We start from the raw sequence: 19908 nt of genomic DNA on the forward strand, positions 1-19908 counted from the left end.
TTATTTATATGATTCTGTTTTCCGCGTGTGCCGGAGGGGACAGCCTGTGATCAACTCGTCCGTAGTCGTTGCCGACACCGAAGAGCAGCAGTCGCTGGTGGAAGCGATCGCGCGGCTGCTCGACCGCCACTGGGGCCCCGGCGCCGCGCACAAGCTGATCCAGGACCCCGACCGGGTCAGCGAGGTGTCGCTGTGGTCGCAGCTCGCGGAGGTGGGCGTCGCGGGACTGCCGGTCGCCGAATCCCAGGGTGGATCCGGCGGCAGCTGGGCCGATTTCGCCGTGGCCGCCGAGGCGCTGGGTTCGGTCGTGGCACCGACGCCGGTCATCGCCGTCGCGGGCGCGCTCGGCGCACTGAGCGCGCCGAATGTCGCGGGCGGCGACCTGTCGGCGCATATCGCCTCCGGACGCGTCGTCCCGGCCGTGGCGTGGACCGAACACACCGGAATGCCCGCGGTCGCAGGGCGATTCGAGGCCGTGGCCGGTAACCACCCCGACCGGGCGCTGGTCTCCGGCACCGCGGAGTTGATCCTGACGCCGGAGGCCGACGTCGTCCTCGTGCTCGCCGAGAGCGAATCCGGCCCGCTGCTGATCGCGGTGCCGACCTCCGATACCGACGCGGTGCGCACCGAGCGAACCCAAAGCCTGGATCTGCTACGCCCGCTCGGCGCTGTGAATCTGCGGCAGGCAGCGGGCACCGTTCTGGCCACCGGCGACGACGCGGTGGGGGCGATCCGGCGCAGCCTGGTCACCGCGGGACTGGCCCTGGCCGGTGACCTGACCGGCGTCGCGAGCCACTGTCTGTGGGCGGCGGTCGATTACGCCGCCACCCGCGAACAATTCGGCAAGCCGATCGGGGCATTCCAGGCCGTCAAGCACAAGTGCGCCGACATGCTGGCCCATGTCGAATTGGCGCGAGCCACCGCCCGCGAAGTTGCCGGGCTGCTGGATTCCGGCGCCGGAGCCGCTGCCCTGGATCAGGCGGTCGCCTTGGCGCTGCTCGAATCCGTCACGGCCGCACAGCATGTCACCGCGGACTATATTCAGGTGCTGGCCGGAGTCGGCTTCACCTGGGAGCACGAGGCACACCTCTACTATCGCCGGGCCGGCGCCTCGGCCCCGCTGTTCGGCGGCGTGAGCGCCGCCCGCGAGCGCCTCGACCCCACCCGGGACGCGGCCGCGTCGACCGTGGCCGCCGAGATCGCCCCCGGCAGCCCCGCCGCCGAACTCGCCGCCGCCGTCGAATCACTGCTGCCGCTGCATCACGAGCAATGGGGTGCCGACGATTCGTTCCCGGCCCGGCTGTCCTGGCAGCAGCGCCTGCACCAGGCCGGCTGGATCGCACCGCACTGGCCGACGGAATTCGGCGGCCGCGGGCTCTCGATCGTCGATCAAGTCGCCTGCGACCAGGTGCTGGCGGGCTCGCGGGCGCCCATGCTGGCTGGAGTCCTGGGTGTGAACAACGTGGCGCCGACCCTGATGCACTACGGCACCGCGGAGCAGCGCGAGCATCTGGCCGCCATCCAGGCCGGGACCGAGGTGTGGTGTCAGGGCTTCTCCGAGCCCGGCTCCGGCAGTGATCTCGCCAGCCTGCGCACCCGCGCGACGCTGGACGGCGACGAATTCGTCATCAACGGCCAGAAGATCTGGACCTCGGAGGGGATGGAGGGCACACACTGCCTGCTGCTGGTGCGCACCGACCCGCAGGCGCCCCCGCACAAGGGGATCTCGGCCCTGCTGGTCCCGATGGACACCCCCGGAATCACCCGCCGCCCGATCACTCAGATCACCGGCGAGGGCGGATTCGCCGAGGTGTTCTTCGATGACGTCCGGGTGCCGCGCAGTGCGTTGCTGGGCCCCCTACACGAGGGGTGGAAGGTCACCATGACCACGCTCGGCTTCGAACGCGCCGGAGTGATCATGATGGCCGGACGTCTGGAACAGACCGTCCTGGATCTGGTCACCGCCCTCGCCGGCCACGAGCTTCCCGCACACGCCCGCGCCGAGCTCACCGACCGACTGAGCGAGGCCCGCGCGGTCGGACTGCTGGGCAAGCGCGCACTGGGCCGGATCGCCGCCGGTGGTGCGCCGGGCGCCGAACATTCGGTGATCAAGCTGGTCTGGAGTACCACGATGCAGGCGATCGGCGACACCCATCTGCGGGTGCTCGGCCCGGCCGCGATCACCACGGCGACCGGTGCCGCCGCACAGCACGACTACCTGATGTCGCGCTCGGCCACGATCGCCGGCGGCACCACCGAGATCATGCGCAACATTCTCGCCGAGCGCGTGCTGGGCATGCCGAAATAGGCGCGAGCACAACACATATCGGAACAACGAAGTCCGTATATAGGAGAAGAAGTGGTGTCCGATCGATTGCGAGTGGGGATCGTCGGCGTCGGATGGGGTGTGCACGTGCAGGTGCCCGCATTCCGGGCGGTCCCCGAATTCGAGGTGGTGGCCCTGTGCGCGCGCACCGAGGCCAGTGTGGACAAGGCCGGTGGTCGTACCGGGATCACGGATCTGAGCACCGATTGGCCCGCCTTCGTCCGGCGCGACGACCTCGATGTCATCTCCATCGCGACGCCGACGGTGGCTCATCACGATCAGGTGCTGGCCGCGATCGAGGCGGGAAAGCATGTGCTGTGCGAGAAGCCGCTGGCACTCACCGACGACGATGCGCACGACATGCTCTCCCGCGCCGAGGACAAGGGTGTCGCGCACGCGGTGTGTTTCGAGGACCGCTGGTCACCGGAGAAGTACGCGGCGCGCGAATTGATCTCCGGCGGCTATCTCGGAACCCCGTATTCGGCGCGGGTCAGCGCCCGGGTCGACTACTGGCATCCGGCCCATCCGTTGCAATCGGAATGGATGTACCGCAGTGCCGACGGCGGCGGCTATCTGCTGGGTCTGGGCGCCCACGACCTGGACTACCTGTGCTGGCTGTTCGGAGAGCCGGCCGCGGTGTGCGCCGATGTGCGCACCACGGTGCCGAGCCGCCAGCGCCCCGACGGCACCGTGCTCGAGATCGACGCCGACGACACCGCATCGGTGCTCATCCGCTTCGAGTCGGGGGTCGTCGCCACTCACACGCTGACCGCGATGGGTCTGCACGCGGGCGCCTCCTACCACCTCGACATCACCGGCAGCGCCGGGGCGGTGGCCATCGACGGCACGCTGTTCGAACGCACCCTGCTCGCCGGTACCGCCGACGAGCCCGCACTGAGCACCACACCCGGCTCGTCCCGCATCCCGCGCTCGGGCGCGTTGTCCTTCGAGGGCGGAGCACGGAACGGCGCCGCACGGCAACTGGCGCTGCTGCTCGAGGATTGGCTTCCGGCATTCGACGGAAAACCGACCCCCGACGTCCCCGGCCTCGCGGACGGATTGCGGGTCCAGCGCATCATCACCGCCGCCCGCCGGAGTTCGGCGGGCGCGGGATGGGTCGAATTATGAACGGGCACAGCTACATCCGACATCACCGGGGCTGACACCGTATCTTCTCGGCGGTCACGCCGGGTGGCCGCCGACCCCGGTAGCGACCCGGTGCGGCAGACCGCCGCACTCAGACGTTCCTTCTCGCGAAACCCTTGTATCCGAAGAACTTTTCGAAGTTGTCATCGTTGATGGGCTGGCGGCTGTTGCGGTCGCGAGCGGCTTCCAGTACGGCGAGCCGCTGTTCCACCCTCGTCAGCTCTTCCGATTCACCGGCCGCGGCGAGTTCGCGCGCCCGCTGCGCGAGGGACTCCACCTCTTCGTGCAACCGTACGGCCACCTCACTGTAGGTGAGCAGGTCATGATCGTCCTTGTCCGCACGCTCCGGGGGGTTACCCTGCTCCGTCATCGCGACCTCCATCGTCTCGAACCGCGTTCCCGATGCGCACTCTACGCACGACGCCCACAATCAGCTGAATAAATACTCTATTAGTATATCCGGCGCCAGCTCGCATGGGCTTGAACTGGAACTTCACCCAGCACCCCAATCTCATAGCGCGATATCAACGGGAAAACTCCGGCGATAGTCGCACATTCGAGCCTATGATCTGATTGACTAGAACTGACCAATAAAGGTCAATAAGTTAGCTGATTTTGGTATCAGACGAGCAGCCTACGAACCTCGTCACAGGAGAAGCCCCCCATGCCCTTGCAGGACCACCATCAGATCGTCTCGGTCGACGACCACCTCATCGAACACCCCCGTGTGTGGCAGGACCGCCTCCCGGAGAAGTTGAAAGACCGCGGCCCCAAAATCGTCGAAGTCGACAACAAGCACGTCTGGCACTACGACGGCGACATCTTCCCCACCGTCGGACTCAACGCCGTCGCCGGCAAACCCCCGGAACAGTGGGGACTCGACCCCGTCCGCTACGAAGACATGATCCCCGGCTGCTACGACCCCGCGGCCAGGATCAAGGACATGGACGTCGACGGAGTCGAAGCCGCGCTCTGCTTCCCTTCCTTCCCCGGCTTCGGCGGCGGAGTCTTCCACCGCGCCAAGGACAAAGAGCTGGCCCTCCTCGCCGTCAAAGCCTGGAACGACTACCACGTCGACGAATGGTGCGCGACCGCACCCACCCGGCTCATCCCCATGTCCCTCATCCCCACCTGGGACCCCACGCTGGCCGCCCAGGAGATCCGTCGCACCGCTGCCAAGGGCTCACGCACGATCACTTTCCCCGACTCCCCCGTGCCCCTCGGATTGCCCTCGTTCCACGACAAAACCTACTGGGAACCTGTCTGGGACGCCTGCGAAGAGACCGGACAGGTCCTGTCCCTGCATTTCGGCTCCGGCTCCTACGTTCCCGGATTCTCCTTCTCCGGAACCAAAGCAATCCCAGGTCAGGTCGTCCTGCCCGACGCACCGTTCGCCGTGGCCATCACCATCTTCTCCACGAACCTCATGTGGTCACTGACCGACCTCTTGTTCTCCGGCGTCCTGCAACGCCACCCGAAACTCCAATTCTCCCTCGCCGAAGGCGGCATCGGCTGGATTCCCTACATCCTCGAACGTGCCGACTTCGTCTGGGAACGCCACCGTCACTACCAGCCCATCGACTTCGACACCCGCCCCTCGGACCTCTACTTCAAGCACTTCTGGGGCTGCTTCATCGACGATCAATTCGGCGTCGAAAACCGCCACAAGGCCGGAATCGACCGCATCATGCTCGAAATCGACTACCCCCACTCCGACTCCAACTGGCCCAACAGCCGCAAACGCGCCGCCGAAGTCCTGGCCGACGTCCCCGACCACGAAGTCGAAATGATCACCGAAACCAACGCGCGCCGCATGCTCAACTTCCCCCGCGCCTGATAACGATCGGCATTCACGCCGCAGCACAGCGGTACGTTGCCGCCCGGGTGCGCATCGGTGAACCGGGCGGCAGCCAGCTGCCGAGACCTACGGTTGTCCGGGCAGTAACCGCACGAACAGGGCCTCGGCCACGGCGCACACGCACGCACCGTCGAGCAGCCGGCCATTGACGAATGTCTTGCGGCCTTCGACCCGATCGATGGATGCCTCCACGCGCAGGGGTCGGTCGACCGGAGTGATGCGGCGGTAGTCGACTTTCAGATAAGCGGTGCGCGAACCCGGTTGGGCCTTCATCTCGACGAATATGCCGAGCAGATCGTCGAACAGCAGCGGGATCTGACCGCCGTGAACCGCACCGTTACCGCCCAGGTGCGCATCGGTGAATCGGGTGGCAGCCACCAGCCGGGTCGCGTCGACCTCGGTGATGACATACGGAACCAGCGACGGATGCGTCACCGCCGGGGTCGGACGCCGATGTGCCGGACGCTGCTGCTCCGGCACCCGGTGGCCTTCCAATTCCGCTGACGTGCGTGCCAATTCGCGAACCACACGACGTATCACGTCCGGGGGCGGGTCCGCCGCACAGACAGCGGCCTGCAACCTGCGGACGGTCTCGGCCAGTTCGGCGTAGTCCGACGTCGTGCGCTCGTGGGTTTCAGGAAGTTGCGAAACCATCTGCGGCGCTTACCGATTCGGCTTGATCAGCCGGTCGGCGATCATCGAGATGTCGGCCCGGAAGTCGTCGATACCGCGGCTGGCCGGCTCGATGGTGATCCAGGTGACCCCGGCATCGGCGTACTCGGGCAGCAGCGGCTGCACCGCGTCGCAGAATGCGGTGCTGTCCCCGCTGTGCAAAAGGTTGGCCTCGAACGGCACGAAGGAGACATCGAGCACGGACTTCCCCAGTTCCGCGCGCCGGGCGTTCTGCTCGCCGATCATCGTGCGTAGCGTGCCGATATCCTCCAACGGCGGCGTCCGGGTGATCGCGGCCATCTCCGCGGACTGCCCCATCGGCAACCAGCCGTCGCCGAGTTCGACCGCGCGGCGTCGGGCCGCGGCGCTGTTACCGCCGATCCAGATCGGCGGACCGCCCTGCTGCTGTGGGGGCGGCAGCGAAATATGGCCTGCCGCACCGAATTGCGGGCCCTCGTGGTCGACTCCCGACCACGTTGCCCGCATCGCCGCGATGGCCTCGTCGAGCAGTGCGCCGCGATGCGCGAAATCGGCTCCGAGCGCCTCGAATTCGGACTTCAGATAGCCGGCGGCCAGGCCGAGTGTCAGCCGCCCGCCCGACAGCAGATCCAGTGACGCCGCCGATTTCGCGCCCAGATACGGACTGCGATATCCCGCGACCATCACATAGGTGATCAGGCGCAGCCGGGTCGTGGCCTGGGCGGCGATGCTGAGCGCCACGAACGGGTCGAAGGCGTGATGGCCGCCGTTGGCCAGCCATTTCTTGTCCGGATACGGGTGCTCGCTGACCGACAGACCGTCGAATCCGGCATCCTCCACGAACTTCGCCACGGCGCCGAAGTCGGATTCGCCGATCCAGCGCGGGTAGTGCTTGACCGCCCGCATCGGGAACATCAGATTGAATTTCAGGCTCACGGTATCGCTTTCAGTCGAGCAGTTTCCGGGCGACGACGACCCGCTGCACCTCGGTCGCCCCCTCCCCCAGACGTTTGACGCGTAGATCCCGGAACCACCGCTCGAGCGGCAGTTCGTCGGCCAGGCCGAGCGCACCGTGAATCTGGATACACCGGTCGACCACGCGGAACGCGGCCTCGGTGCCGTACAGTTTCGCGATCGATGCGTCCACCTTGACGTCCTTGCCGAGATCGGCGTTCCAGGCGGCCTGATACATCAGCAGCCGTGCCGCGCGCAGCTCGACTTCGCTGTCGACCAGCATCCATTGGATGCCCTGCTTGTCGGCGAGCTTGCCGCCGAACACATCTCGGTCCTTGGCCCAGCTGCAGGCCATCTCCAGTGCGCTCTGGGCGATGCCGATCGGCCCGGCAGGATAGAGGATGCGGCCATGGATCAGGAAGTCACTGGCCAGCGCGAAGCCCTTGCCTTCGGCCCCGATCAGATTCTCGGCCGGGATCACCGCATCGTCGAAATGCAGTTCGTAGGGCGCGAAGGAGGCCATGACACCGATGCGGCGGAACGACAGTCCCGGCGTGTCCTTCTCGACGATGAAGCACGAAATGCCGTGCCGCCCTGCGCCGGTGCGGGCGTAGACCACGCCCCAGTCGGCGTTCTCGGCGTGGCTGGTCCACATCTTCGTGCCATTGAGCACATAGTGGTCGCCCTCGCGCACGGCCTTGAGGGTGATCGCGCGCGCCGGGTCCGAACCGCCGGAAGCCTCGCTGATCGCCGTATATGCCTTGGTGGCGGTGCCATCGATGATGGGCTGGGCATATTTCGCGAACTGTTCCGGAGTCGCCTTGAACATCACGTTCGGCGGGTTGCCGCCGAAGGCGCCCAGCGCCGGAAAGAACGCGCCCATACGGCATTTGGCGGCTTCCTCGGCCACCACGACCTGTCCGAGGACGCTCAGTCCGGCGCCGCCGAATTGCTCCGGCGTCTGCAAAGCCCACAACCCCAGTCGGCGGGCCTTGTCCTGCAATGCGATCAACTGCTCGCGCGGCAGCCCGGCGGCATCGTGTGGAAGCTGTTGCTCGAGGGGGCGCACCTCGGAATCCATGAAGCGGCGCACGGTCTCGCGCAACAGCCGGAACTCCTCGGGCAGCTCCCAGGCGCCGGTCACCTGGGGATCGTCGATCCGGTCGGAGATCAATGCGGACATCGGATACTCAGCCCCGCGCGGCGGCGCGATAGGCCCGCGCGCTCTCGAGCTGCGGCACGTGGTTGGTCTCGTACCGCTCGATCCACTCGGCCGGCAGCTTGCCCCACGCCTCGCCGATGCGCAGCCGCTCGCCGGGGTTGAGGATTTCCGCTGCGACCACGTCGCCGACGAAGATGGTGCTCTCCTCGACATCCAGGGTGGCCATCACCCGAGTCTCGACGTAGCTGTGCGCGTCGAGCAGGATCGGCGCACCGGTGACCCCGGTCTTGGTGCGCAATTTCGAGATCTTGTCGCCGTCGCGGCCCGAGCTGCCGCCCAGCGTCATCAGAATGTCGAGCGACGCGTCGAGTTGCTCCGGCACCGCGCTCAGCAGATGCATCACGAAGATGCCGGAGCTGAGCACCATGTCGTGGGTCTTGTTGTACTTGGTGAGGCTGACCGTGGCCCGTGGCAGTTCCGGCACGATGCTCATCGAGCCCGCGGACAGGCTCATCAGGCCGTTGGCGAATCCGCCGTCGATCGTCGTGACCGCGACCGGGAACGGACGCAGGCCACCGAGGACCTTGTTGGCCGCATCGACGTCGATAGTCATGTCGTTGTTTCCTTTCGGGATGTCCGGCGGGCTACGCGCGCGGGCAGTGATGAATCCAGATAGCCGAGGAGGTTCGCGGTGAACACATCGTTGTCGTCGCCTGCCACCATGTGGCCGACCTCGCGGACGTCGATCACCTCCGAATGCGGGATCAGTTCCCGTAATTCGGCGACCCCCTCGTCCGATACGACGTCGGACAGTTGGCCCCGCACCAGCAGCACCGGGCAGGTGATGCGTTGGGCGGCCGCCTTGGCCCGCTCGTAGACCTGCGGGCTCACCGGCCGGTCGTCGTCACCGTCGGCCGATCGCATCATCGCCGGGTCCCAGTGCCAGTACCAGCGGCCCTCGCGCAGCCGCAGATTCTTGCGCAGCCCGTCGACAGTCGACGGCCGCGGCCGATGGGGGTTGTAGGCCGCGATTCGTGCGGAGGCCTCCTCGAGCGACGCGAAGCCATCCGGCGCGCTCTGCATGAACTCGCGAACCCGGCGACCGCCGCTGACCTCGACGCGGACCGCGATGTCGACCAGAACGAGTGCCTGCGCGAGCGATGCGTCCTCGCCGACCGCGATCAGGGAGATCTTCCCGCCCATCGAAGCCCCGACAAGGGCGACGGGCAGTCCGGGATTCGCCCGCCGGATAGGGGCGAGCAGCTCGCGCAGATCGTCGACCAGGGCGGCCACACTGTAGTCACCGCCGGGATGCCAGTCGCTGTCGCCGTGCCCGCGCAGATCGATCGCATACGAGACCCAACCGGCCTCGGCCAACCGGATTCCGGTGCGCCGCCAGGAGTGCCGTGTCTGGCCACCGCCGTGCAGCAGCACCACCACGCCGCGCCCGCCGGCGTGATCGCCGGTCCAGCGATCGGCGGCCAGGCGCACTCCCGCGCCCGGCAGACTGTGCTCGAGGTGACGCACCGAGACTGCTCCTTTCCGTACCACCGACGACCGCCGCGAGCCGACCGCCCCGTTCGGGCGCACGCACCCGGCGACGGGTTCACCCACCATATCTGACAAAAATGTCAATCAGCGGGACAATCACGACACCTTCGGCACCTCGATCAGTACCGCCCCGGCCTGACCACCGCCCGCACACATTGCCGCCACGCCGTATCCGCCACCGCGACGCCGCAGCTCGTACATCAGGGTGACGACCATGCGGGCACCGCTCGCGGCGACCGGATGGCCGAGGCTGCACCCACTGCCCGCAGTGTTGACGAGTTCGTCATCTATGCCGAGTTTCTTGCAGGCGGCCACCGGCACGGAGGCGAATGCCTCGTTGATCTCCCACAGCGCCACATCGGATGCGGCGATCCGGCCCCGCTCGAGCACCTTCGGGATCACATCCAGCACAGCCAGTCCGGTATCGGCCGGGTCGATCGCGGTGGACGCCCACGCCCGCACCGTCGCCAGCACCTCGACGCCCTGTGCCTTCGCCACCTCGGCGCTGGTGACAACCACCGCGGCGGCGGCGTCGTTGATCCCGCTGGCAGTGCCCGCGGTAACCGAGAAACCCTCGATCTCCGGGTGCAGCACCTTCAGGCTCGACAGTTTCTCCAGACTGGTGTCGCGGCGTGGATGCTCGTCGACGGCGAATTCGATGCGCGAGCCGTCGGCCTGCAATGCCTGCACCGGCACGATCTCGTCATCGAAGACCCCGGAATCGATGGCCTTGACCGCACGCTGATGTGAACGCAGCGCCCAGGCGTCCATTTCCTCGCGGGTGATGCCCACGGCTTTGGCGGTGTTCCAGCCGACCGTAATGGACATGTCCTGATTCGGCGCCTCAGCGGTGTCCGGGTGCGAGGGCGGCATCCACTGGCCGGTGAACTCGTCGGTGGTCCCGGGAGTGCGGAATTGCTGCAGCGGCGCCGTGGACTGCGAATTCGTGCCACCGGCGATGATCACCCGCTCGGCGCCCGCGACGATCTGCGCGGCGGCGTTGCCGATGGCGGTGAGGCTGCCCGCGCAGTGACGGTTCACCGCCTGTCCGGGCACCTGCGGCAAACCCGCGGTCACCGCCGCATGGCGAGCGATATCGCCGCCGCCGTAGTTGGACTCCGCCAGGATGATGTCGTCGACCTGCTCCGGAGCCAGGGTGGAGCGCCGCAGCGCCTCCTTGACGACGGTCTCGGCCAGTTCCATCGCGGTGGTGTCACGCAGCGTGCCCTTGAACGAGGTCCCGATCGGGGTGCGCACACCGGCGACGATGACGGCCTCGATCTTGTTCGAATCTGTCACTGTTGATCGTCCTTCTAGTTGGAGAAGTTGCTTGTGCTCAGCCGAGGGTGAACGGATCACGGGTCCGGCCGCTGAGTTCCACCCAGACGGCCTTCGTCTCGGTGAAGTCCTTGACGGCGTCGATCCCGTTCTCGCGGCCGATGCCGCTCTCGCCGATACCACCGAAGGGCACGCTCGGGGCGACCGCGCGATAGGCGTTGACCCAGACCGTGCCGGCTCGCAGGGCCGCCGCGACGCGGTGCGCACGATGCACATCCTTGGTCCAGACCGATCCCGCCAGACCGAATCGGGTGCCGTTGGCCGCCGCGACGGCCTCGGCCTCGTCGGCGAAGGTGGCCACCGCGAGGACCGGACCGAAGATCTCCTCGGCGACCACACTCATCCGCGGCGTGACATCGGTCAGGATGGTCGGCCGCACGAAGTAGCCGCCGAGTTCGGGGACCGGCGTACCGCCGCTGGCGACCGTGGCCCCCTCGGCGCGCGCACTGTCGAAGTAGGACAACACCTTCCGGTACTGCGGCTCATTGGACACCGGCCCCATCTCGGTGGCGGGGTCGCGCGGATCGCCCAGCACGATCCGCTCGGCGCGGGCGACGAGTTTGCCGACCAGCTCGGCGGCCACGCTCTCGTGCACCAGCAGCCGGGAGCCGGCCAGGCACGTCTGCCCGGTGGCGGCGAAGATCCCCGCGACGATGCCGTTGGCGGCCGCGTCCAGGTCGGCGTCCGGGAATACCAGTTGTGCGGATTTGCCGCCCAATTCGAGGCTGACCCGGGTCATGTTCGCGATCGCGGCCTGCCCGACCTTGACCCCGGTGGCGGTCGAGCCGGTGAAGGCGATCTTGTCCACTCCGGGGTGAGCGGCCAGTGCCGCACCGGTTTCGGGCCCCCACCCGGTCACCACATTTACGACTCCCGGCGGGAATCCGGCCTCGTCGAACAGCCGCGCGAAGGCCAGAGTAGAGGCCGGGGTGTAGTCGCTCGGCTTGATCACGAAGGTGCAGCCCGCCGCGAGCCCGGCCGCCAGCTTCCAGGTCAGCAGCAGCAGCGGCGAATTCCACGGGGTGATCGCGCCGACCACGCCGACCGGTTCGTGCCGGGTGTAGACGAAGTAGTCCGGCTTGTCGGTCGGGATGACCTCGCCCTGCACCTTGTCGGCCAGGCCGGCGTAGAAGCGGTAGTAGTCGGGCAGCGACCGCATCTGCCCGGACATCTCGCGCAACAGTTTTCCGCCGTCGCGCACCTCGAGTTCGGCCAGCCGGTCGGCCTCGCGCTCGATGAGATCGGCCAAGCGCCACAGCAGTTTCCCGCGCGCGGCGCCGGACAACGCCCCCCACGGCCCCTCCAATGCGGCCCGCGCGGCACGCACCGCACGGTCCACATCTTCGGGCCCGCAGTCGGGGACCCGAATCCACGGCGAGCCGGTGTAGGGGTCGAGGGATTCATAGCTGCGCCCGGATTCGGCGCCGCCTTCGACGCCTCCGATCACGAGCGGCAAACTGCTGATCTTGTCTGTTCCGGTGCTGGTCACGACGGTCTCCTGATTCCTCGGTTCAGCGCAGACGCGGGGTGCGCTTGTTGACGCGCGAGTCGGTGCGCCCGTCGCCCGGATTTCCGATCTGGGTGTAGGACAGGCCGTTTCGCAGCGCGATCGACGGGTTCATCTCCAGCGCTTCCCAGATGGCGCGCACCGTCCCCTGGATCGCCTCCGGCCGCCGCGCGGCGATCTCCTCCGCGAGTTGCCTTGCGCGCGAACGCAAGTGCCCTGTTTCGACGATCTCCGTGACGATGCCGGACCGCAACGCCGTCTCGGCCGTCATCCGTTCGTCGCTACCCAGCAGCGCCCAGCGCAGCACCTCGCCGAGCGGAATCCCGCGCGCCAGCATGCCGATCGGCTCGAGGGCCGAGACCATGCCGCCGTTGGCGTGCGGATCGAAGAAGGTGGCCTCCGAGGAGCAGATCACGATGTCGCATTCGTTGATGAAGTACATCGCGCCACCGGCGGCCATACCGTGCACCGCGCAGATCACCGGCTTCCACACCCGATGCTGGCGCGGTCCCAGCGACACCCCGGGATCCTCCTGATTCCACCGGCTTTTGTGCTTCCACCACGCGCCGCCCTCGAGATCGATACCGGTGCAGAAGGCGCGCTCACCGTTGGCCTGCAGGATCGCCACGCGAATACCGTCGTCGTCGCGCACCCGCTGCCACACCCGCGCCATCTCCTCGGCCATCACCTGGTCGAAGCTGTTGAGGCGGTGTGGGCGGTTCAGCGTGACGGTCGCGACATGGCCGCTGACCTCGAACTCGATCGTGGTGAACGATTCGGCGACCGCACCCTGGGGGGTCTGCCGGTTTCCCGGCGTCGCAGCCGTCGCGGGTCTCGTGTCGCTCGCCGGCATCGTGTCGGAAAACCTTTCGCGCAGTGCGGGTTTGGCGATCTTGCCGAGGGAATTGCGCGGCAGCTCGGTCACGATCTCGACCTGTTCGGGGTATTTGCGCTTGTTCAGCGACGTGCCGCTGAGAAAGACGCGCACCGACTCCAGAGTCGGCGGCGCGCTCGCATCGCGGGGCACCACGACCGCGCACACCCGTTCCCCGGACCCGGTGTCGGGCAAGCCGATGACGCACACGTCGGCGATCGCGGGATCCGCGATCAGCGCCTCCTCGACCTCTCGGGCGGGGATGTTCTCCATCTTGCGGACGATGATGTCCTTGAGCCGGCCGGTCACGGCCAGGCAGCCGTCGGAGTCCAGATATCCCAGATCGCCGGTGCGGAAGTAGCCGTCGGCGTCGAGCGCCTCCGCGTCGCGGGTGGAATCGACGTAGCCGCAGAACAATTGGGGCCCGCGCACCCTGATCTCGCCGATCTCACCGACCGCGGCGGCGGTCTCGTCGGCGCGCACGATCCGCACCGACCCGCCGGGGCCCGGCCGGCCCTCGGCGACGGCGTGCTGTTCATCGGTATCCGACGGCGAGCCCCACGTGATGTAGGGACATTCGGTCATTCCGTACCCGGAGATGACGCCGACACCGCCGAGCAGTTCGCGGGCCTGTTCGTGCTGATCGCGCGGGCGGGGCGACCCACCGGCGAGCGTCGCGCGCGACTTCGGGAACAGCGGGGCCACACCGCGTTCGCGTGCGATCCGCAGATATTCGTTGGTGAACGGCAGGCCGGATCCGACGAGCGTGACCTTCTCGTCGATGAGCAGATCCGCCAGCCGTTCGGGAACGAATTTCCGCGCCCCGACCACCAGCACATGCCCGATGATCAGCGCGTGCAGCAAATGGGCCACGCCGCCGATATGGGCGAACGGTGCCAGCGCCGCACACCGGTCCTCCGGTCGCGGGCCGACATTGGCGATGAACGTATCGGCCGCGGCCAGCAGCGTGCGGTCGGTATGCTTGACGCCCTTGGGAACTCCCGTGGTACCCGAGGTGTAGAAGATCCACCGCACCTCGGCGCCGAAATCGGCCGGTGGCCGCGGCGGCAGCGCCGGCAGCGCACCGCCGGCGGGATCGGCGGACAATACGTGGATCGCCGGCGCCTGCTCCTCGGACCCGAGCGCGGCGGCGAACGCCTCGGCCGCGAAAACCTCTGTGACGATGAGCAATCGGCTGTGCAGGCGGCCGGTGATATGCGCGACCTCCTCGGCCCGCAACATCATGATCAGCGGATTCTGCACCGCCGCGAGCTGGGCGAGCGCCATCGACAGCGCCATCGCCTCCACCGTATTCGGCAGCTGCCAGGACACCACGTCGCCGGCCCGAACACCGGCCCGGCGCAGAGTCTCGGCATAGGAGGAGACGAGGTCGCCGAACTGCCCCGCGGTGAAGCGGCGCCGGTCCTCGTCGACGAGCAGGGGCGCCTGGGGTGTGGCGGCGGCGCGCCGGCGCACGAGCTCGCCGATCGCCTCGGCCGCGAGTGGCGGGGATGCTGTTGTTTCCATGACCTACTCCGCCACGACTCGAAGATCTTCGGCGATCCGGCGTTTGAGAATCTTGCCCGCCGGGCCGAGGGGGAATTCCGACCGGTAGACGAAGCGGCGGGGCTGTTTGTATCCGGCCAATTCGGACCGGCACAACGCCTTCAGTTCGGCGGTCAGTCCGTCCGGATCGAATCCGTCGCGGGCGATGACCGCCGCGACCGGTGTCTCCCCCCATTCCGGATCGGGTACACCCACCACGGCGACCAGTTCGACACCGGGATGTTCGCCGATCACCCGCTCGATCTCAGCGGGGTAGACGTTGAAGCCGCCGGAGATGATCATATCGGTCTTGCGTCCCGTGATGTGCAGGTAGCGTTCGGAATCCAGATATCCGAGATCGCCCGACCACAGACCGGTGGGCCGGAAAGTCTCGGCGGTCTGCTCCGGCCGGTTCCAATACCCGATGGCGTTGGCGTCGCTGCGGATCACGATCTCACCGATCTCCCCGGCGGGCAGCTCGTTGCCGTCGGCATCGACGATGCGGATCGAGCACATCGGCGTCTCCTGACCGCAGGAGGTCAGGATCGAGGTCTTGCCCGCCACCATGTCGCGGTGGTCCTGCGGAGTGAAAATCGTTGCCTGCCCGCCACATTCGGTGAGGCCGTAGCGCTGCTGCAGATCGCAGCCGAGCAGATCCATGGCCTTGCGCGCCAGCCCGGGCGGCACCGGTGCCGATCCGTAGCTGATCCGCCGCAGGCTCGACATGTCACGGGCCGGGCCTTCCTCGAGGATGCGCAGGGTGCGCTGCAGCATGGTCGGGATGAAGGTCGTGAACGTGACCCGGCTGCGTTCGATTTCGTCGATGACGGCCTGCGGGTCGAACTTGCGGTGGATCACCATCGTCTGGCCCAGATAGGTCCACGACAGGGTGCGCACACTGCCCCCGGCGGTGAAGAACGGCGTGGTCGCCAGAAAGACGTCCGACCGGTTGCTCTCGGTGACCAGCGTGGTGTCGATCGCCTGGGCCAGCAGGTTGCGGTGAGTGTTCACCACGCCCTTGGCGCGCCCCGTCGTACCGCTGGTGTAAAGGATGTTGACGATGGCGTCGGGGTGCAGGTCCGCGGGCGCGGGATCGGTGGGCGCGGCCTGCGCCAGCGTGGTCTCGTAGTCCGGGTGCCCGCTCGCACCCGCCGACCCGATCTCGAGCACGGTATCGAGATCGTCGAGTTCGGCGCCGAAGCGCTCCACCTGGTCGGTGTGGATCACCGCCGCCCGCGCCGAGCAGTCGTCGCGCAAGTAGGCGAGTTCGTCGGGCGCTAGCCGGACATTGACCGGAACCACGACGAGTCCGGCCTTGGCGATCGCGAAGACGATCTCCGGCCATTCGGCGCAGTTGCGGGCAATGACCAGGACTCGGTCACCGGTGACCAGTCCCTGCGCGCGCAGATGGTTCGCCAGTCGCCGCGCGCGGTCGTCGACCTGCGACCACGTACGCATGCAATCGGATTCGATGACCGCGGCCTTGTCCGGATACCGGCGGGCGTTGTTGGTAGGGATATCGCCTACGAGCACTTTTCCTCGCAAATGTGTTGTGGCTCAGCCGGTTACGTCGGAGCACTAGATAAGAAAGGCCAAGGTTTCGACCGGGCCCGCGGCGTTGACCAGGTGGACCGTCTTGGCGACCAGTCGCAGGCCCTCCTCGGTCCGTCGGATGCGATGCACGACGCGACCGGCCCAGATTCGCTGGGTGTAGCGGTATTCGAACAGCGCGAAATTCGACGCGACCGTCACCACGCCATCCGATTCGTCGGTGACCTCCATATTGGCGAGCATGCGGCGCATCACCGAGGGCGGTGTCTGCGAATGCCGATGGCCGGTGTTCAACTGCGCCACACGACTTTTGATGCGGCGACGGTTGTCGTGGATATAGGCCAGATTGACCGCCGGATCGTCCTCCGGACGCATCGGGACCCAGTAGAGCGCGTCGTCGGCCCACAGCGCTTCCCACTCGGAATAACGGGCCTCATCAGCCAGGCGCGCCTCCAGATAGAGGAACGCCTCGATGTCCGGATCGGGCACGCGCAACGGTTGCGGGGCCGCGATCGAGGTGTCGGCGGAAGCCTGCGCGGTGGTCATGTCCTAGATCTCCTGTCCGACGACGGCCGCCCACTGCCGGTAGAAACCGCGCTGCGGGGTCTCGGCGCTCTTGTCGCTGTTGACGATTCCGGTTTCGTCCTCGGTATCGGTTTCGATGCCGCGGGCCAGCACCAGCCAGTCCGGCTTGCGGGCGGCGAGCCCGGCCTGGTTGCGCATGCCGATTTCGCCGTCGTCGGCGATCAGGAATCCGGACGGCCCCATCGCGCCCTCCGCGCGCCGGAGCATGCGCTGATTCATCTCCTGCTGGCCCGGGAACAGCGCGGCGGTCGTGTAGGCGACCGTCTCGTCGGGCGCGATCGGCTCGACGTACATGATGTTCATCTCGGCGAGGAACAGATTCGGCCAGATCAGCGTGTGCGGCGGCCCGACCACCAGCGAGTCGTGGGTCTTCTCGGCGCCGTAGGCCGATTCCAGGTCGGCGATGTATTTCGGCAGCTTGGCGCGCGGAATCCGGCCGTACCAGACGAATTCCTCGTCGAGCTTGCGGTATTCGGCCGAATAGTCGATCTCGGAATGGCCGTTGCCCATATCGCGGACCACGACGTCGACCTTGGTGGGAATGTGGGACACCTTGGCCGGGCGGATCGCGTCGTAGACCGAGGCGTGGGTGAACAGGGCGTGATAGCCGTCGACGTTGTTCTCCACCACCATCTTCCAGTTGGCCCGGTGATGGTGCTTCATCCAGTTGGCACGCAGGTCGATCGTGCCGGTCGGCGACAACGCCAGCAGGCGGTCGATCGCGGTGGTCGCCCGGCCGAGATGTTCGGTCAGCGAAATACCCTCGGCGGCAAGGGAAGCGAAGATGAATCCGCGGTAGCTTTCGACCCGCGGCACCGCCGCGAGCCCCAGTTCGGAACGGACCTGCCGGAAGGTCTCACCGTAGCCCTCCCGCATCGGAACCGCACTCAGCGCCCCGGTGTTGCTGAAGGTCCAGCCGTGATAGGGGCAACGGAACGAGGAGGCACTGCCCTTTTCGGCATTGCACAGTTTGTTGGCCCGATGCGTGCACCGATTCAGCAGCACCCGGATCTCGCCGTCGCGGCCGTGCACCACGACCACCGGATCGGTGCCGATCCGGCGAGTCAGATAGTCGCCCGGCTCGCTGACCTCGCTCTCGTGCGCCACGTACACCCAGCCGCGGCGGAAGATCGTGTCCAGCTCCCGCTGGAATATCTCGGGTGAGGTGTACACCGACCCGTGCACTCGATCGTGTCGTACGACCGTCGAGACGTCGAAGTCCGCCGTCACCGCGGCCGGTTCGAGTGTGGTCATGAGGGTTCCTCCGAAATGGGGTGAGCGGTGGATTCGTGGGCCGGCGCCGGCAGTGGGACGGCGGCCGGAATGGCGACGCCGCCGAGCCGGCGGAATCCGATGGCGACCGGGTCGCCGATGCCGAAGGCGACGTCGGTGTGGTCGCGGGTGGTCATGATCAACCGGTGCCCGCTGGCCAGTTCGACGTCGAGGATGGGGTAGGGCGCGTCGGTGCGGACCAGTCCCGGCTCCAGCCGGTGCATCACCGTGACCGAGTGCACGGTTCCGCTCGATTCGACTGTGCGCCACGATGTTCGGGCCGATCCGCAGTCATCGCAGATGTGCTGATCGAGGTCTTTCGGGATGCCGCAGTCGGCACAGAAGGGCAATGCGAGCTGATCGTAGGAGGCCGCGGTGTAGAACGGCTCGAGCAGGGCGTCCCCCGCGTCCGGCGCCAGGCTGGGATCGAGCAGCCAGTCGAGTCCGAGTGCCGTGGTCATGCCGCACGCTCCAAGATCAATGCCGCGTGATGGTCGACCCGGCCGCCGATTCCGCCCACGAGGGCAGTCACGGCATCGGGCACCTGCCGATCGCCGCCCGCGCCGCGCAACTGCACGATCGCCTCGGCCAGCGGGGTCATCCCCTGCAGATAGAAACCGGACAACTGGCCGCCGCCGGTATTGGTCGGCAGCGCTCCGCCGGGACCGATACCTCCGGCTCGGACGAACTCGGACACGGGCTGTGCGCCGGTGAGCCGATATTCGTCGAGCAGGATCAGGGTGACAACGGAGAACGGGTCGTAGAGCTCGGCGATATCGAGGTCGCCGCGCGACATCCCCGATTGCTCGAGCGCGTCGTCGACGGCGCGCCGACCGCCGCCGAACCAGGACTCACGTCCCGCGCGGCGGCGACGGATCGGATGGTGGCGTCCGATGCCGCGCACGATGAGCCGCCCGTCCGCGCCGACCGCCGGATCCGCGCTGACGATCACCGCGACCGCGCCGTTCACCGGCCGGGCACAGTCCAGCCGCCGCAGCGGGTCCGACACCATCGGACTGTCGTAGTAGCCCTGCTCGTCGAGAGGGGTTCGCACGACCGCGGCCGGATTGCCGAGCGCCCAGCCGCGCGCGGTCGTCACCACCCGGCACAGATCGGCCTCCGAGGAGTGGGTGGTGTGCAGCCAGCGCCGGGCCAGCAGGGCGTAGGTCGGCACCGATCCCAGGACACCGGAGGCGCGTTCCAGACCGCGGGGCCCGGCATTCCCACCGCTGTGCGCATAGGCCGATCCGGCGCCCTTGCCCGCGACCAGCGGTGCGTCGGCGAAGACGCAGAGCACGGTGGTGGCCGCACCCGTCTCGATCGCCAGTTGCGCGCGCTGCACCATGGCGATGGTCGTGGCACCCTTGATCTCGACGTGCTCGAGCAGGCGCAGATCGCCGAATCCGGCTTGGGCGGCGAAGCCCACGCCCAAGCGGTCTGGGCGCACACCCTGCGAGGAACCGACCAGGACGCCGTCGACATCGCGGTGTTCGATGCCGGCATCGGCGATCGCCGCGCCGGTGGCCTCGACGGCCAGCTGCAGCGGGGTCCCGCCGGGCCGCACCGACATCTCGGTCATGCCCAGACC

At 67.5% G+C, this 19908-nt stretch carries 17 protein-coding genes and 1 pseudogene; 3 read left to right on the forward strand and 15 right to left on the reverse strand.

From position 1 onward, the window contains the following. The first annotated feature begins 46 nt into the window (after positions 1-46). Together NN2_RS01580 and NN2_RS01585 are read left to right on the forward strand one after the other, a co-directional pair. Entirely contained in the window at positions 47-2308 is a 2262-nt protein-coding gene (locus NN2_RS01580) for an acyl-CoA dehydrogenase family protein (RefSeq protein WP_218021979.1), read from the forward strand. A 54-nt stretch (positions 2309-2362) separates the two neighbouring features. Then, positions 2363-3454, forward strand: coding sequence for a Gfo/Idh/MocA family protein (locus tag NN2_RS01585; RefSeq protein WP_104363471.1), 1092 nt, complete (start codon positions 2363-2365; stop codon positions 3452-3454). Positions 3455-3563: 109 nt separating this feature from the next. On the opposite strand, the gene NN2_RS01590 is transcribed toward NN2_RS01585, so the two are convergent. Then, entirely contained in the window at positions 3564-3842 is a 279-nt protein-coding gene (locus NN2_RS01590) for a hypothetical protein (RefSeq protein WP_063009877.1), read from the reverse strand. A gap of 294 nt (positions 3843-4136) precedes the next feature. On the opposite strand from NN2_RS01590, the gene NN2_RS01595 reads away from it, so the two are divergent. Next, positions 4137-5309, forward strand: a complete 1173-nt coding sequence (locus NN2_RS01595) for an amidohydrolase family protein (protein WP_063009635.1) — start codon at positions 4137-4139, stop codon at positions 5307-5309. An 87-nt stretch (positions 5310-5396) separates the two neighbouring features. Here NN2_RS01595 and NN2_RS01600 read toward each other — a convergent pair whose 3' ends face one another. The 14 genes and pseudogenes from NN2_RS01600 to NN2_RS01660 form a co-directional block, all read right to left on the reverse strand. Next, positions 5397-5984, reverse strand: a complete 588-nt coding sequence (locus tag NN2_RS01600) for a PaaI family thioesterase (protein ID WP_063009637.1) — start codon at positions 5982-5984, stop codon at positions 5397-5399. Positions 5985-5993: 9 nt separating this feature from the next. Continuing rightward, entirely contained in the window at positions 5994-6917 is a 924-nt protein-coding gene (locus tag NN2_RS01605; protein WP_174554938.1) for an LLM class F420-dependent oxidoreductase, read from the reverse strand. Positions 6918-6927: 10 nt separating this feature from the next. Further along, complete coding sequence (locus NN2_RS01610) at positions 6928-8118, reverse strand: acyl-CoA dehydrogenase family protein (RefSeq protein WP_063009639.1); 1191 nt, start codon at positions 8116-8118, stop codon at positions 6928-6930. A gap of 7 nt (positions 8119-8125) precedes the next feature. After that, positions 8126-8710, reverse strand: coding sequence for a flavin reductase family protein (locus NN2_RS01615; protein ID WP_063009641.1), 585 nt, complete (start codon positions 8708-8710; stop codon positions 8126-8128). Continuing rightward, positions 8707-9624 (reverse strand): alpha/beta fold hydrolase, encoded by a 918-nt coding sequence (locus NN2_RS01620; RefSeq protein ID WP_245658497.1) that lies wholly within the window; start codon positions 9622-9624, stop codon positions 8707-8709. Before NN2_RS01620 ends, NN2_RS01615 begins: the two co-directional genes overlap by 4 nt. Before the next feature lie 120 nt (positions 9625-9744). Further along, complete coding sequence (locus NN2_RS01625) at positions 9745-10947, reverse strand: thiolase family protein (RefSeq protein WP_063009643.1); 1203 nt, start codon at positions 10945-10947, stop codon at positions 9745-9747. Between the two features lie 37 nt (positions 10948-10984). After that, entirely contained in the window at positions 10985-12475 is a 1491-nt protein-coding gene (locus NN2_RS01630) for an aldehyde dehydrogenase (RefSeq protein ID WP_063009645.1), read from the reverse strand. Positions 12476-12497: 22 nt separating this feature from the next. Next, positions 12498-13346 carry an enoyl-CoA hydratase/isomerase family protein gene (locus tag NN2_RS38340; protein WP_372453251.1) on the reverse strand — a complete coding sequence of 283 codons (849 nt, stop codon included), beginning with the start codon at positions 13344-13346 and terminating at the stop codon, positions 12498-12500. A gap of 99 nt (positions 13347-13445) precedes the next feature. Beyond that, positions 13446-14894: pseudogene (locus tag NN2_RS38345) on the reverse strand (class I adenylate-forming enzyme family protein); the annotation flags it as partial. Positions 14895-14897: 3 nt separating this feature from the next. Further along, on the reverse strand, positions 14898-16445 hold the full coding sequence (locus NN2_RS01640; RefSeq protein ID WP_063009650.1) for a class I adenylate-forming enzyme family protein: 1548 nt from the start codon (positions 16443-16445) through the stop codon (positions 14898-14900). A 45-nt stretch (positions 16446-16490) separates the two neighbouring features. Beyond that, the gene (locus NN2_RS01645) at positions 16491-17009 is read right to left on the reverse strand and encodes an aromatic-ring-hydroxylating dioxygenase subunit beta (protein WP_063009652.1); all 519 of its coding nucleotides are present in this window, start codon (positions 17007-17009) and stop codon (positions 16491-16493) included. 3 nt (positions 17010-17012) lie between these two features. Beyond that, positions 17013-18302 (reverse strand): aromatic ring-hydroxylating oxygenase subunit alpha, encoded by a 1290-nt coding sequence (locus NN2_RS01650; protein WP_082856635.1) that lies wholly within the window; start codon positions 18300-18302, stop codon positions 17013-17015. Further along, entirely contained in the window at positions 18299-18781 is a 483-nt protein-coding gene (locus tag NN2_RS01655) for a Zn-ribbon domain-containing OB-fold protein (protein WP_063009654.1), read from the reverse strand. The genes NN2_RS01650 and NN2_RS01655 overlap by 4 nt, the downstream gene beginning before the upstream one ends. Next, the gene (locus tag NN2_RS01660) at positions 18778-19899 is read right to left on the reverse strand and encodes a thiolase family protein (protein WP_063009885.1); all 1122 of its coding nucleotides are present in this window, start codon (positions 19897-19899) and stop codon (positions 18778-18780) included. Before NN2_RS01660 ends, NN2_RS01655 begins: the two co-directional genes overlap by 4 nt. Between the last annotated feature and the right edge of the window lie 9 nt (positions 19900-19908).

Origin of the sequence: Nocardia nova NBRC 15556 (assembly GCF_001613005.1) — a bacterium.
GTDB lineage: Bacteria > Actinomycetota > Actinomycetes > Mycobacteriales > Mycobacteriaceae > Nocardia > Nocardia nova.

What these genes read in the sequence shown, in the direction of transcription:
- NN2_RS01590 (WP_063009877.1), bottom strand. Translation starts at nt 3,842, where the DNA reads ATGACGGAGCAGGGTAACCCCCCGGAGCGTGCGGACAAGGACGATCAT.
- NN2_RS01595 (WP_063009635.1), top strand. Translation starts at nt 4,137, where the DNA reads ATGCCCTTGCAGGACCACCATCAGATCGTCTCGGTCGACGACCACCTC.
- NN2_RS01600 (WP_063009637.1), bottom strand. Translation starts at nt 5,984, where the DNA reads ATGGTTTCGCAACTTCCTGAAACCCACGAGCGCACGACGTCGGACTAC.
- NN2_RS01610 (WP_063009639.1), bottom strand. Translation starts at nt 8,118, where the DNA reads ATGTCCGCATTGATCTCCGACCGGATCGACGATCCCCAGGTGACCGGC.
- NN2_RS01615 (WP_063009641.1), bottom strand. Translation starts at nt 8,710, where the DNA reads ATGACTATCGACGTCGATGCGGCCAACAAGGTCCTCGGTGGCCTGCGT.
- NN2_RS38340 (WP_372453251.1), bottom strand. Translation starts at nt 13,346, where the DNA reads ATGCCGGCGAGCGACACGAGACCCGCGACGGCTGCGACGCCGGGAAAC.
- NN2_RS01645 (WP_063009652.1), bottom strand. Translation starts at nt 17,009, where the DNA reads ATGACCACCGCGCAGGCTTCCGCCGACACCTCGATCGCGGCCCCGCAA.
- NN2_RS01650 (WP_082856635.1), bottom strand. Translation starts at nt 18,302, where the DNA reads ATGACCACACTCGAACCGGCCGCGGTGACGGCGGACTTCGACGTCTCG.
- NN2_RS01655 (WP_063009654.1), bottom strand. Translation starts at nt 18,781, where the DNA reads ATGACCACGGCACTCGGACTCGACTGGCTGCTCGATCCCAGCCTGGCG.
- NN2_RS01660 (WP_063009885.1), bottom strand. Translation starts at nt 19,899, where the DNA reads ATGACCGAGATGTCGGTGCGGCCCGGCGGGACCCCGCTGCAGCTGGCC.